This window comes from Pseudogemmatithrix spongiicola (assembly GCF_030623445.1).
GTDB classification, from domain to species: Bacteria; Gemmatimonadota; Gemmatimonadetes; order Gemmatimonadales; family Gemmatimonadaceae; genus Pseudogemmatithrix; species Pseudogemmatithrix spongiicola.
In genome coordinates this window covers 359,741-373,258 of the sequence record NZ_CP130613.1, presented here as the reverse complement: position 1 = coordinate 373,258, position 13,518 = coordinate 359,741, and the positions used below count along the sequence as shown (strand labels likewise).

Genomic DNA, 13,518 nt, shown 5'->3' with positions numbered 1-13,518 from the left:
ATGGATTCGAAGGCCGCGTCGCACCTGCTGCACGAAATCGTCGCGCTGCTCGAGCTGCAGGGCGAGGATCCGGCCGTGCCCGCCCCCTTCGCCGACGCCGCCCGCTCGCTCGCGGCCGACGAAGCCAAGCCGCTCAAGGAGCTCCTCAAGCGCGACAAGCGCCGCTTTGCGCCGGAAGTGATCGAGGTCCTCGAGCAGCTCCGCGACGACGGCGACTCCGAATTGCTCGACCGCCTGCGCGAGAGCACGCCGGAAGGCCTCTTCGAGATGATGCGCGTGCCGGGCCTCGGTCCCTCGCGCATCCGCCGCATCCACGAAGGGCTCGGCATCGACACCCTGCAGGAACTCGAGGACGCCGCGCGCGATGGCCGCCTGGCCAAGCTGCCACGCTTCGGCGAGCGCACCGCGGAGCAGGTGCTGCGTGGCATCGCCTGGCTGAAGGAGAGCGGCGCGCAGATCCTGCTGCCGCATGGCCGCGCCGAAGCCGAGCGCCTGCTCTCGGCGGTGCGTCGCCTGAGCGGCGTCGTGCGCGCCGAGATCGCCGGCGCCGTGCGCCGCCACTGCGAGACCGTACGGGACGTGGAGATCGTCGCGGCCTGCGTGCGCGAGCCGGAAGCGATCGCCGCGGCCTTCGCCCGCTCGCCGGGCGTGCGCGACTCGGTGGGCAGCGGCACGCGGCACGTCGCCATCCGCTTCGACGACGGCGTGCGCCTGCAACTGCATTGCGTGCCCGCCACTGAGTTCGTCGTCGCCTGGTTCCGCGCCACGGGGTCCGCCGCGCACGTGCAGGAGGTCGTCACGCGCGCCGCGCTGCGCGGACTCACGCTCGGCGACCACGACCTGCGCGACGCCAGCGGCCGCGTCATCGAACTCGCCGACGAGCCCGCGCTCTACGCCGCCATCGGGCTGCCCTGGTTGGCACCCGAGCTACGCGAAGGCATGGGCGAGAGCGAGCACGCCGAGACCGAGGGCTTCGCCGGCCTCGTCACCCTCGAGGACATCCGCGGGGTGCTGCACTGCCACTCGCAGTATTCCGACGGCGGCGCGACGATCGCCGAGTTGGCGGCGGCGGCGCGGGCGCGCGGCTGGAGCTACCTCGGCGTCTCCGACCATTCGCAGAGCGCGTTCTACGCGGGCGGCTTGAGCGCGGAATCGCTGGCGCGCCAGCACGATGAGATCGACGCCATCAATGCCTCGTTCTCCGACTTCCGCGTGCTCAAGGGCGTCGAAGCGGACATCCTGCCCTGCGGACGCATCGATTATCCCACCGACGTGCTCGATCGCTTCGACTACGTGATCGCGTCCATCCACTCGCGCCTCGGCATGAACGAGCGCCAGATGACGGATCGCGTGCTGAAGGCACTCGACGACCCGCACATCAGCGTGCTCGGGCATCCCACGGGGCGGCTGCTGCTGACGCGTGAACCGTTTGCAATCGACATGGACGCCGTGCTCGAGAAAGCCGGCCGGCTCGGCGTCGCCGTCGAACTCAATGCCGACCCGCATCGCCTCGACCTCGACTGGCGGCTCGCGCGCCTCGCCCGCAAGTACGGCGCGACGATCGAGATCGGACCGGATGCTCACTCCGTAGATGGCCTCGAGAACATGGCCCTCGGCATCGGCATGGCCCGCAAGGCCTGGCTGCGCCCCGAGGATGTGATCAACACGCGTAGCGCCGAGGACTTCGTGGCCTTCGCGACGCGTCGGCGCCGCGCGGCGGCCGCGCGTTGACGCGCCGGAAGGCCCTGCGCGGCGCGGCGCTCAAGGCCCACGCCGCCGAGATCCACCGTCGGCTGCTCGCGCTCTACCCCGACGCGCACTGCGAACTCGACTACCGCAATCCCTACGAGCTGGCCGTCGCAACAATCCTCTCGGCGCAGTGTACGGACAAGCGCGTCAACATGGTCACGCCCGAGCTGTTCCGGCGCTGGCCCGACGCCGAGGCGCTCGCCCAAGCCCCGCGCGAGGAGATCGAGCAGGTCATCCAGAGCACGGGGTTCTACCGCAACAAGGCCAAATCACTCTCCGGCTTCGCCACGCAAGTCGTGGAGACACACGGCGGCGAAGTGCCGGCGGACATGGATGCGCTGGTGACGCTGCCGGGCATCGGCCGCAAGACGGCGAACGTGGTGCTCGGCAACGCCTACGGCATCAACGAAGGCGTCGTGGTCGATACGCACGTGCAGCGGCTTGCGCGGCGCTTCGGTCTCACGAAGGAAAGCGACCCCGTGAAGGTCGAGCGGGCGTTGATGCCGTTGTTCCCGCGCGAGAGCTGGACCATGCTCTCGCACCTGATGATCTGGCACGGCCGTCGCACCTGTGATGCCCGCAAGCCGAAGTGCGGCGACTGCGCACTGGCCGATATCTGCCCCTCTGCTGAACTTCCGTGATGCCCAAGCCTGCCCTGCCCCGCCTCGTCGCGCCGCTCACGGCGCTGGCCGCCGTTCTCGCCGTCTCGGCCTGCGCCACGAAGACCGCCGAGCCGGAGACCCGCAACGCCCAGGTCCTCGCACCGCCGGCCGACTCCTGCGTGCTCGCCCGCGAAGACGCTGCGCTCAACCCGCGCCTCGACGTCGAGCGCGTGCCGACCCCCGTGCGGATGCAACCGCCGCCCATCCGCACGCCGGTCCCACGCGCGGCCGTGCGCCGCGATGGCAGCTCGTCGCTCAAGGTCGAGGTCCTGGTCGATACCCTCGGCAAGCCCGACATGAGCACGTTCACGGTGATCGAATCCACGAGCGCCTGGCTCACGACAGGGGCCCGCAACGCGATCGCCCAATGGACCTTCGAGCCCGCGCTGCGCAACGGCTGCAAGGTGCCGCGCTACTACCAATTCGTGGCTACCTCACCGCCCCGGCGGCGTTAGATTTCGGGCATGAAGACCGCCACGTTCGAAACCAACAAGGGCACCATCACCGCAGAGCTCTTCGAGAAGGACGCTCCCGGCACGGTCGCCAATTTCGAGAAGCTCGCCAACGAGGGCTTCTACGACCAGATCCGCTTCCATCGCGTCATCCCCGACTTCGTCGTCCAGGGCGGTTGCCCGAACGCGAAGATCGGCGGCACGCCCAAGGGCCCGCCGGGCACCGGCGGCCCGGGCTACAAGATCAAGTGCGAGACCGCGGGCAATCCGCAGACGCACAAGGTCGGCGCGCTGTCGATGGCCCACGCCGGCAAGGACACCGGCGGCTCGCAGTTCTTCATGGTGCTCAGCGAAGCCAACACGCGGCACCTGAACGGCGTGCACACGGTGTTCGGGCAGGTCACGTCCGGTCTCGACGTGATGAACCAGCTGACCGACCGCGACCACATGGTGACGGTGCGCGTCAGCTGACGCGCGCCAGCGCCTGATCCCCTCCTTCCTCCGGACCCCCCAATGACTGCCGGAACTCCCATGACGGGCCGCGACACCAAGGCCCACCTGACAGGCTTCTTCGTCGGGCTCGTGTTCGTTGCAATCGTCGTCGTCGTGACGATGACGCTCACCAACAAGAAGTTCGAGGGCCACGCGGCCGAAGGTGCCGCCGCCTCGACGCAGCACTAAGCCCATGCTGCGCGCAGCCCGCGCGCCGGCGTTCGCGGTTCTCGCGCTCGTCGTCGGCGGGCTGCTCCACATCGGCGAGCGCTTCGACACGCTCGCGTTCTGGCTCCAGTACGGCGCGCTGATCCTCCTCGGCGCGCCGGTCGCGTTCCGGACCCTGCGCGGCATGGTCCGCGGCGAGTTCGCCGCCGACGTCGTCGCCATGCTGGCCATCGTCACGGCCATCGCGCTGCGCGAACCCGTCGCCGGCCTCGTCATCGTCCTCATGCAGACGGGCGGCGAGCTCCTCGAGCGCTACGCGGAAGGCCGCGCCTCGGCCGCCGTGCGCGAACTGGAGGCCGCCGCACCGCGCATCGCGCATCGTCTCCGCGGCAACGACGTGCACGACCTCGAGGACGTGCCGGCCGACGCGGTCGCGGTCGGCGACGCAATCCTCGTGCGCCCGGGGGAGATGCTGCCCTGCGACGCCACGGTGCTCGAAGGCTCGAGCTCGCTCGACACGTCGCGCGTGACCGGCGAACCACTGCCCGAGCGCGTGGGGCCAGGGGCACACGTGAGCTCTGGAGTGGTGAACCTGCAGAGCCCGCTTGTCCTGCGCGTCACGGCGCCGGCGCGCGAATCGCTCTACGCGCGCATCGTCGACTTGGTCCGCACGGCGCAGGCCGAGAAGGCGCCCATCCAGCGCCTCGCCGACCGCTGGGCCGTGTGGTTCACGCCGCTCACGCTCGCCGCCTGCGCGATCGCGTGGTGGATCTCCGGCGACGTGAGCCGTGTGCTGGCCGTGCTCGTCGTCGCCACGCCCTGCCCGCTCATCATCGCCACACCGGTCGCGGTGATCGGCGGCATCAACCGCGCGGCGCGGCGCAGCATCGTCGTCCGCAACGGCTCGGCGCTCGAGCTGCTCTCACGCGTCGACACCGTGGTATTCGACAAGACGGGCACGCTCACCATCGGGCGGCCGGCCGTGGCGCGCGTGGAATCGCTGCGCGGTCCCGACGCCAACGCCTTGCTGCGCCTCGGGGCAGCGATCGAAGTCGGCAGCGGCCACTTGTTGGCGCGCTCGACGGTCGCCGAAGCGCTGGACCGCGGGCTCGACCTCCCCAAGGCGTCGGACATCACCGAGTACGCGGGCCGCGGCGTGAGCGGTACCGTGGACGGCCGCCGCGTGACGGTCGGCGAGCGGTCCATCGTCACCGAGCGGCATCCCGCGCTGGCGGACACCGTGGCAGCGTTCCATGATGGGCAGTCCGGCGGGCTGCGCGCCTTCATCGCCGTCGGCGACGACTCGCTGGGCGTGATCCACTACGCAGACCGCCTGCGCGCAGGGCTCGAGCAGCTCGGACCGCGGCTGGCCGCGCGGGGACTGACGCGCGTCGTGCTCCTCTCCGGCGACCACGCCGACAACGTGGCGAAGATCGCCCGCGAAGTCGGCATCACCGAAGCTCGCGGCGACCAACTCCCGCAGGACAAGGTCGCAGCCGTGAAGGCGCTGGAAGCCGAAGGCCGTCGCGTGCTCATGGTCGGCGACGGCACCAACGATGCGCCCGCGCTCGCCTCTGCGACCGTGGGTGTCGCGTTGGCCGCGCACGGCGGCGGCATCTCCGCCGAAGCGGCCGGCGTGGTGCTGCTCGCCGATGACGTGATGCGCGTGGAAGAAGCCGTCGCCATCGGGCAGCGCACGGTGCGCATCGCGAAGCAGAGCATCGGTGCCGGCCTCGCGCTCTCCGCGGCCGGCATGGTCGTCGCCGCGCTGGGCTACCTGCCGCCCACGGCCGGAGCGCTGGTGCAGGAGGCGATCGACATCGCCGTCATCGTCAACGCGCTTCGGGCGGCCGCGGCGGAGGGGTGACGGTCCCGTCGTCGTGCACCGCGCGCATCGCCGGCGTGGTGAGATCGTCGAACTGCCCCGTGCGCGTGCTCCACACGTAGGCGCCGACAAAGATCGCCACCAGCAGGATCGCCAACGGCACCAACAGGAACAGCACGCTCACAGGGCCTCCTTCGGGAACGTCGTCGCGCGCCAGGTGGCGAGGATCACCGTCACCGAGCCCAAGGGCATCAGCACCGCGGCGAAGAGCGGATCCAGGATCCCCATCATCGCCATCGCGACGCTGATCGCATTATAGCCCAGCGCGACCGCCATGTTGCGTTGGATCACGCTGGTCGTGCGGCGTGCGCCCGCGAACAACTCGCCCAGCGAGGCCACCCCGCGCTTCGCCAGGTACACATCCGCCGCCGCCATCGACGCCTCGGCGCCGCCCCGCACGGCGATGCCCACCGTGGCCGCCGCGATAGCCGCCGCGTCGTTCACGCCGTCGCCGACCATGACCACGGTGCCCTGCGCACGCGCAGCCGCAATCGCCTCGCGCTTTCGCTCGGGGCTCGCCGCACCCTCGGCTTGCTCGGCGGGGATGCCCAAGGCCGACGCCACGGCCCGCACCACCTGCGGCGCATCGCCGCTGAGGAGACGCACCTCCCAGCCATGCGCCTGCAGTTCGCCGATCATACCCTTGGCGGTGCTGCGCAGCGGATCGCCGAAGCCCGCCCGCGCCACAACCTCGCCATCCACGGCGATGAGCACCGGCGTGAGCCGCGCATCGAGCGGCGACGCACCCTGCAGGCGCTCCGCGACACGTGCGCTGCGCGCGAGCACCCACTCAGGGCGTCCGACGATCAGCTCCCGACCATCCACGCGCCCGCGCAGGCCGCCGCCGAGCGTCTCCTCGTACTCCACGACGTCGCGCGGCTCGACATCCGCCCAGGCCTGCGCAAACGCCGCCGCGACGGGATGCCGCGAGTGCCGCTCGAGCCCGAGAATCGCGCTGCGCAACTCCGCCGGCCCGTCGAAGGCCTCGAGCTCCATGCGGCCTTCGGTGAGCGTGCCCGTCTTGTCGAGGAAGATCGTGCCGCGCCCCGTGAGCGTCTCGAGCGAATGCGCACCCTTCACCAGGATGCCGCGCCCCGCCGCACGCCCGACCGCCACCGTGAACGCCAGCGGCGTGGCGATCGCCAACGCACACGGACAGGTCACGACCAGCAGCGCGATGGCGCTGTCGATCGCGAAGTACATGTCGCGCTGCCACCAGAGCGTCGCGGTGATGGCTGCCAACACCAGCACGACGGCGATGAAGTAGCCGGCGATGCGATCCGCCAGCAGCACCACCGGCGGTCGTTCACGCGAGCCGTCCTCCACGTCGCGCAGCAGGCGGCCGAGCCGACTCGTAATGCCCGCTTCCTCCACGTGCACGCGCAGCGGCGACGAGAGGTTCACGGTACCGGCGAACACTTTCTCCCCCTCGCCGACGCGCACCGGCCGCGATTCACCCGTCAGCAGCGCGAGATCCAACGATGAGGTGCCGCGGACCACGGTGCCGTCGGCAGCGAGCGTGTCGCCCGGTCGCACGTCCAGCGTCATGCCGGGCAGCACGGCCTCGCTCGGCACTTCCTTCACGTGCTCCCCATCCACCACGCGCGCCGTGGCCGGCGACAGTGCGCCAAGCAAGGCCGCCGAATCCGCCGCGCTGCGCTGCGCGCGGTGCTGCAGGTAACGGCCGACGAGCAGCAGGAAGATCAGCGTGCCGACGGCATCGAAATAGATCGGACCACCGTCGCGCAGCGTGTTCACCGCGCCCTGCACGTAGCCCAGCGCCAGCGCCAGGGCGATCGGCACGTCCATGTGCAGCCGCTTGTTCTTCAGTGCCTGCCACGCGCTCGTGAAGAAGGTGCGCCCAGGCCAGAACAGCGCCGGTGTCACGAGGATCCAACTCAACCAGCGGAAGTAGCGCTCGAATTCGCGCTCCATGCCGCTGAAGATCCCCGAGTACAGCGCCAGCGCGATCGTCATCACGTTGCCGGCGATCGCCCCTGCGACGCCGATGCGCGTCAGCATCGCGCGCTCCTCGGCCTTCCGCGCCTCGTCCGCGCGGTGGCCGCGGAAGGCATGCGGCGGGTATCCCAACTGGTCCAGCGCCCGCGCCAGCGCGCTCAGCGACACGGCCGTCGGATCCCACGCGAGCCGCGCCACCGCGCGCGTTACGTCCAGCTCGGCGCGCACCGCGCCGGGCACGATCAACGGCACGCGCTCCACCAACCACACGCAGGACGCGCAATGCACGCCCTCGAGGTAGAACTGCACTTCGCGCAGTCCGTCGGGCAGGGCCTTCACATGCGCGGCGTGGAAGGCCTCGTGATCGAACTCCGCATAGCTGCGCCCGCTCGGCGCCACACGGCTCGAGCGGCGCTCCGGCAGCGCGTAGAAGCCGCCGCTGAGCCCACTCTGGCGGATGATGCTCGCCGCCGTCTCGCAGCCGGCGCAGCAGTAGGTCGCGCCATCCACAGTGCGCGCGTCGCCCGCCGTGGCCTCGAGGCCACAGTGCGCACAGCGCGCATCGGCGCCGACGCCGAGCGTCAGCTCAGTGGTGAGTGTGCTGCCCATCGGCGCTGCTCGAGGTCGTCATGGCGTTGGCATGGGGCATCGCCGGCGTCAGACGGCCGGCGACGGTGAGCACTCCGAGAATCACCAGCACACTCGCGGTCATCACGGGCAGGCGGCTGCGGAAGCGCCCCAGCAGGCGCTGCGCGCCAAGGCCGACAGCGGCAAGCAACGGCACGGTGCCCAGCCAGAACGCGGCCATCACCGTCGCGCCGCCCAGCGCCGAGCCCGCGGCCGCCGACGTGGCCACGAAGGCGTACAGCCAGCCGCAGGGCAGTGCCGCCGAGAGCGCGCCGATCGCCAGCGCGCGCACGCTCGGCGGACGGTCCTGCACCACGCGCACCGCGCGCGCGACGCGCGTCGCGAGCGCGGGCGGCACATCCAGCGAAGGAATGCGCAGGCCAAGCGCTGCCAGCAGGGATGCCAGACCCCAGAGGATCAGCAACACACCGGCGACGATGGCCGCCGGACGCGCGAGCCCGGCGATTGCTCCCGCCTTGTTCAACCCGGCCCCCGCCGCGCCGGCGAGTGCCCCCAACGTCGCGTAGCTGAGCAGACGCCCGAGATTGTAGGCCGCCGTGGAGCGCAACACCGCCGGCCCGCGTGAGGCATCACCACCCGATGCGAGGCAGGCGAAGCTGCCGCACATCCCGGCGCAATGCGCGCTGCCGAGCAATCCGGCGACGAAGACCGAGCTGGCGAGCGCGAACACGCCTACGGCGCCTTGACCCGCAACGACGTCTCGAAGCGCTCGCTCCCGCGCCGCGCGACGATGCGCACTTCCCACTGGCCGGCGTGCACGAGCGCACCGTCCACCACGTATCGTCCGCCACCGTCGGCACGCAGCGTCAGCGCAATCGGCGTGGACGCTTCGCGATTATGGATCAGCGTCGCGCTCACCTCGGCATCCGAAATGGCTGCGCCGGCGGTGTCGCGCAACGCCACGGCGAGCGCACGCGTGCGGTCGCCGGCGGCGTCCATCGCTCCCAGCGTCGCCGTCGCCGTCCACCCCAGCGCCGCGCTCGCCGCGCGGCGCTCCATCGTGCGGTCCCACTCCACGGCCTTGCGGTAGTAATCGGGCTCCACCACCGTGCCGTTGGGATCCGACCCCGCGGCCAGCAGCATCACCACGTTCACGCCCACCGTGAACGCCAACGCGAGCGTGATGAGCACTGGCCACTGCCAACCGCGCTTCACGGAACCTCCGGGGTGGATGCGTCGCCCACGGGCCCGGGCAGGCGCCACGTGAACTCGCGCTCGAACTTCGCGTTGTCGTCGATGCGTAGGCGGACGCGCCGCTCGCCCGCGGCGAAACGCGCGGCCGGCTGCACGATGAACACCGACGTCGTCACCGTCGCGCCCGCCGCGACGCGCAACGGGTTCTCCGGCGCGATGAAGTTGGCGCCCGGTTCGTCGAGGTACGCGATGTCGTACGACTGCTCGCGCCCCGTGCGGTTGGCGATCTTGATGCGCACCTGGTTCACCACCGACCCGTCGGCCTCGCGCGTGAACGGCGCGCCGATCGGCCCGAGCAACGTGACGTCGGCCGTCGACCGCGTCGCCAGCGCGATGAGGAAGGCACCGAAGAACAGCGTGAAGACCAACGGATACAGCACCGTGCGCACGCGCAGGAACTTCGGCGGCTTGCCCGCCAACGCATCCTGCGAGGTGTAGCGGATGAGGCCGCGCGGCTTGCCGACCTTGTCCATGATGGCGTCGCAGGCGTCCGCGCACTGCGTGCAGTGGATGCACTCCATCTGCAGGCCGTCGCGGATGTCGATGCCCGTCGGGCAGGTGTTCACGCAGGCGTTGCAGGCCACGCAGTCGCCGAGTCCCGGACGTGCGCCCGTGCCGTGGCCGCGCGGCTCCCCGCGCGTCACGTCATACGCGACGATCACCGACTGCTTGTCGAGCAGGGCCGACTGCCAGCGGCCGTAGGGGCAGGCCACGATGCAGGTCTGCTCGCGGAACCAGGTGAAGTCGAGGAACACGCCGAGCGACACCGTCGCCATCACGAGGAACGGCGTCGGATGCTCGAACGGCGACTGCGCCATCCAGCGGAACAGCGACTCCGTGCCGACGAAGTACGCGAGGAAGGTATTGCCGAGCACGACGGCCAGGACGCCGTAGATCGCGTACTTGAGCAGGCGCCGCGGCGTGAAGTGCTTCTTGTCCCGGTCGAGCGCGCGCGATTGCGTGTAGCCGCCTTCGACCAGCCGCTCGATCGGCCGGAAGAGGAACTCCATCCAGACCGTCTGGGGGCAGGCCCAGCCGCACCACACGCGGCCGAACAGCGCCGTGAGCAGGAAGATGAACACCAGCACGCTCACGAACAGCAGCATCAGCAGCAGCGTGTCCGTGGGCAGGAAGGTGCTGCCGAAGAACGTGAACTCCCGCTTGGGCAGGTCGAGCAGCATCCACGGCTTGCCGTTCCAGCGCAGGTGCGGGAACGCGAGGTAGAAGGCCATCAGCGCGTAGGCCACCACCCGCCGCCGGATCAGCCACTTGCCCGGCGACGGGCGGGGGCGGATCCAGCGGCGCGAGCCGTCCTCGTTGAGCGTCGCGAGGACGCGTCCCTTGGCGACCGGGGGCGCGGTCACGTCCCGCTCGCGGGCGCGGCGGGGGCGCCCTCCGGCGCCTTCGGGTTCGGCGGGTTCGTGCCCTTGAGCGAGAGCACGTACGCGGTCACGTGATTCAGCTGCTCGGGCTTGAGGATGCGCTCCCAGGGCGGCATCCCCTTCTCGAGCACGCCCACCGCAATCGTGTGGCGCACCTGCACCGGCACGCCGCCGTGGATCCACGCGTCGTCGGTGAGGTTCGGGCCGATCAAGCCGCCGCCGTCGGCGCGATGGCAGGCGGCGCAGTTGGCCGCATAGACCGCCTTTCCGTCGGCCAGCGCCTCGTCGTCTTCCGAGAGCTCGTGCAACTCCTCATCGGTGACCGTCGCAGCGACTTGCGTCGGCTGCGCGGCCTGGTGCCGCGCGACATCGGCCTCGTACTGCGCCACCGTGCCCTCACCCTCGCCGAACGGCGCGGGCAGGATGTAATAGAGCGGCACGAACACGATCGTCGCCCAGAACACCCAGACCCACCAGCGCGGCATCGGGTTGTCGTACTCTTGGATGCCGTCGTACTCGTGGCCCAGGAGCTTGTCGTCGCTTTGCTCAGCCATTGGTGCTCCCGGTCCCCTGGGGGGACCGCGTGTCGTCGTCGAGGGGCAGCTGCGCGGCGCGCGCCATGCGCGCCGTGGAGCCGGGGGCAAGGATCATCGCCAGCACCATCAGGAACGCCGCGAAGAACAGCAGCAGCGCCACGATGGCGTAGCCGGAGAGGCCGGAGGCGCTCATCACGTCGACCAGTTTCACGGCTGCGTCCCTCCGTCCGAGACCACCGGCGTCTTGATGTCGCGCCCCAGGCGCTGCAGGTACGCGACCAGCGCGATCACTTCCTTGTCGGCCAGCCCGCTCGGACCGCCCTGCGACTCGATCGCCGCCGCCATCTGCACCGCCTGTTCACGCGCCATCTCGGGCGCGCGTTGCACGGCCTCGCCGTACGGCACGCCGAGCATCACCATCGCGTCGACCCGACGCTGGATGCCCGCGAAGTCCAGCGGGCGCTCCTGCAGATGCTTGTACACCGGCATGATGGAGTTCTGCACGATGCTCTTCGGCTCGGCGAAATGCCGCACGTGCCAGAGGTCCGGATACTTGCCGCCCACGCGCGCCAAGTCGGGTCCGATGCGACGCGAACCCCACAGGAACGGATGGTCGTACACGAACTCACCCGGCTTCGAGTACTCGCCGAAGCGCTCCGTCTCGTAGCGCAGCGGCCGCACCATCTGCGAGTGGCAGTTGAAGCAGCCTTCCTTGATGTAGAGGTCGCGGCCGGCGAGTTCCAGCGGCGTGTACGGCTTCACGCTGGCGATCGTCGGCACGTTGCTCTTGATCAGGAACGTGGGGATGATCTCCGCCAGCGAGGCCACCACCACCGCGAGCACGGTCATCACCGTGAACAGCAGCGGCAGGCCTTCCCAGCGACGGTGCCAGTTGAGGTTCGCGAACTTGCCGATGACGCCGCCCGTCTCGGGCACGCGGTGCTCCTCGTACGCCTTCGCCAGCGGCGGCGCCGACACCTGCGGCACCTCGTACGCCGCCGGACGCGCCTTCCACGTCATCGCGATGTTGTACAGGAAGATCAGCGAGCCGATGATGTACAGCGTGCCGCCCGCCACGCGCACCCAGTACATCGGCATCAGCTGCATCACCGTCTCGACGAAGTCGGGATACGCCAGGCGACCCGTCTCGTCGAACGCGCGCCACATCAGCCCCTGCGTGATGCCAGCCGAGTAGATGCTGGCCACATACAGCAGGATGCCGAAGGTGGCGATCCAGAAGTGCACTTCCGCGAGCTTCTTGGAATGCAGCGGCGCCTGGAACAGCCGCGGGGCCAGCCAGTACACCATGCCGAAGGTGAGCAGGCCGTTCCAGCCTAGCGCCCCCGTGTGCACGTGCGCGATGATCCAGTCCGTGTAGTGCGCGAGCGCATTCACGCTCTTCACCGAGAGCATCGGGCCCTCGAAGGTGCTCATGCCGTACGCCGTGATCGCGACGACGAAGAACTTGAGCACCGGCTCTTCCGTGACCTTGTGCCAGGCGCCGCGCAGCGTCAGCAGGCCGTTCACCATGCCGCCCCAGCTCGGCATCCACAGCATCACCGAGAAGAGCATGCCCAGCGTGCTCGCCCACTCCGGCAGCGCCGTGTAGTGGAGGTGGTGCGGCCCGGCCCAGATGTACAGGAACACCAGCGACCAGAAATGCAGGATGCTCAGCTTGTACGAGAACACCGGCCGCTCGGCGGCCTTCGGCATGAAGTAGTACATCAGGCCGAGGAACGGTGTCGTCAGGAAGAACGCGACGGCGTTATGCCCGTACCACCACTGCATGAACGCGTCCTGCACGCCGGCGTAGAGCGAATAGCTCTTCAGCCAGCCGGCCGGGACGCTGAGGTTGTTGAAGATGTGCAGCAGCGCCACGGTCACGATGCTGGCGATGTAGAACCAGATCGCCACGTAGATGTGCCGCTCGCGACGCCGCGCGATCGTGCCGAAGAAGTTCACGGCGAAGGCCACCCACACCACCGCGATGGCCACGTCGATCGGCCACTCGAGTTCCGCATACTCCTTGGCCTGCGTGAAGCCGAGCGGCAGCGTCAGTGCCGCGGCGACGATGATCGCCTGCCAGCCCCAGAAGTGGAACGCGCTCAAGCGGTCGGAGAACATCCGCGTCTTGAGCAGTCGCTGGGTGGAGTAGTAGGCGCCGGTGAAGATCGCGTTGCCCGCGAACGCGAAGATCACCGCGTTCGTGTGCAGCGGGCGCAGGCGTCCGAAGGACAGCCACGAGATGTCGAAGTTGAACCAGGGATTCGCGAGCTGCAGCGCGATCAGCAACCCGACCGTGAATCCGACGATGCCCCAGATGATGGTCGCCCAGAGGAACTTGCGGACGATCGCATCATCGTAGGAAAAAGTCTCGACGTGCGTACTCAT

General features: G+C 69.8%; 14 protein-coding genes. 6 read left to right on the top strand and 8 right to left on the bottom strand.

Features of this window, described 5'->3' with window-relative positions; translation table 11 throughout:
- Genes Strain318_RS01705 through Strain318_RS01680 form a run of 6 tightly spaced genes read left to right on the top strand, consistent with a single transcriptional unit; the run spans position 1 to position 5,390 of the window.
- A complete protein-coding gene (locus Strain318_RS01705; RefSeq protein ID WP_367886805.1) occupies positions 1–1,731 on the top strand; it encodes a helix-hairpin-helix domain-containing protein in 1,731 nt (576 codons plus the stop codon).
- On the top strand, positions 1,728–2,390 hold the full coding sequence (gene nth, locus Strain318_RS01700; protein WP_367886804.1) for an endonuclease III: 663 nt from the start codon (positions 1,728–1,730) through the stop codon (positions 2,388–2,390). The genes Strain318_RS01705 and nth overlap by 4 nt, the downstream gene beginning before the upstream one ends.
- Positions 2,390–2,866 (top strand): energy transducer TonB, encoded by a 477-nt coding sequence (locus Strain318_RS01695; RefSeq protein ID WP_367886803.1) that lies wholly within the window; start codon positions 2,390–2,392, stop codon positions 2,864–2,866. The genes nth and Strain318_RS01695 overlap by 1 nt, the downstream gene beginning before the upstream one ends.
- A 9-nt stretch (positions 2,867–2,875) precedes the next feature.
- The gene (locus Strain318_RS01690) at positions 2,876–3,334 is read left to right on the top strand and encodes a peptidylprolyl isomerase (RefSeq protein WP_367886802.1); all 459 of its coding nucleotides are present in this window, start codon (positions 2,876–2,878) and stop codon (positions 3,332–3,334) included.
- Between the two features lie 42 nt (positions 3,335–3,376).
- Entirely contained in the window at positions 3,377–3,544 is a 168-nt protein-coding gene (locus Strain318_RS01685; RefSeq protein WP_367886801.1) for a hypothetical protein, read from the top strand.
- Between the two features lie 4 nt (positions 3,545–3,548).
- Positions 3,549–5,390, top strand: coding sequence for a heavy metal translocating P-type ATPase (locus Strain318_RS01680; protein ID WP_367886800.1), 1,842 nt, complete (start codon positions 3,549–3,551; stop codon positions 5,388–5,390).
- Here the strand turns inward: Strain318_RS01680 and ccoS are convergent.
- Genes ccoS through ccoN form a run of 8 tightly spaced genes read right to left on the bottom strand, consistent with a single transcriptional unit; the run spans position 5,356 to position 13,518 of the window.
- Complete coding sequence (ccoS, locus tag Strain318_RS01675; protein WP_367886799.1) at positions 5,356–5,532, bottom strand: cbb3-type cytochrome oxidase assembly protein CcoS; 177 nt, start codon at positions 5,530–5,532, stop codon at positions 5,356–5,358. The two genes, Strain318_RS01680 and ccoS, sit on opposite strands and share 35 nt — an antisense overlap.
- The gene (locus tag Strain318_RS01670) at positions 5,529–7,976 is read right to left on the bottom strand and encodes a heavy metal translocating P-type ATPase (protein WP_367886798.1); all 2,448 of its coding nucleotides are present in this window, start codon (positions 7,974–7,976) and stop codon (positions 5,529–5,531) included. Before Strain318_RS01670 ends, ccoS begins: the two co-directional genes overlap by 4 nt.
- On the bottom strand, positions 7,954–8,685 hold the full coding sequence (locus tag Strain318_RS01665; RefSeq protein ID WP_367886797.1) for a sulfite exporter TauE/SafE family protein: 732 nt from the start codon (positions 8,683–8,685) through the stop codon (positions 7,954–7,956). Before Strain318_RS01665 ends, Strain318_RS01670 begins: the two co-directional genes overlap by 23 nt.
- Positions 8,686–8,687: 2 nt before the next feature.
- Positions 8,688–9,170 (bottom strand): FixH family protein, encoded by a 483-nt coding sequence (locus Strain318_RS01660; protein WP_367886796.1) that lies wholly within the window; start codon positions 9,168–9,170, stop codon positions 8,688–8,690.
- Complete coding sequence (ccoG, locus tag Strain318_RS01655) at positions 9,167–10,573, bottom strand: cytochrome c oxidase accessory protein CcoG (RefSeq protein WP_367886795.1); 1,407 nt, start codon at positions 10,571–10,573, stop codon at positions 9,167–9,169. Before ccoG ends, Strain318_RS01660 begins: the two co-directional genes overlap by 4 nt.
- Complete coding sequence (locus Strain318_RS01650; protein ID WP_367886794.1) at positions 10,570–11,145, bottom strand: cbb3-type cytochrome c oxidase N-terminal domain-containing protein; 576 nt, start codon at positions 11,143–11,145, stop codon at positions 10,570–10,572. Before Strain318_RS01650 ends, ccoG begins: the two co-directional genes overlap by 4 nt.
- Complete coding sequence (locus tag Strain318_RS01645) at positions 11,138–11,338, bottom strand: CcoQ/FixQ family Cbb3-type cytochrome c oxidase assembly chaperone (protein WP_367886793.1); 201 nt, start codon at positions 11,336–11,338, stop codon at positions 11,138–11,140. The genes Strain318_RS01650 and Strain318_RS01645 overlap by 8 nt, the downstream gene beginning before the upstream one ends.
- Positions 11,335–13,518, bottom strand: coding sequence for a cytochrome-c oxidase, cbb3-type subunit I (ccoN, locus tag Strain318_RS01640; RefSeq protein WP_367886792.1), 2,184 nt, complete (start codon positions 13,516–13,518; stop codon positions 11,335–11,337). The genes Strain318_RS01645 and ccoN overlap by 4 nt, the downstream gene beginning before the upstream one ends.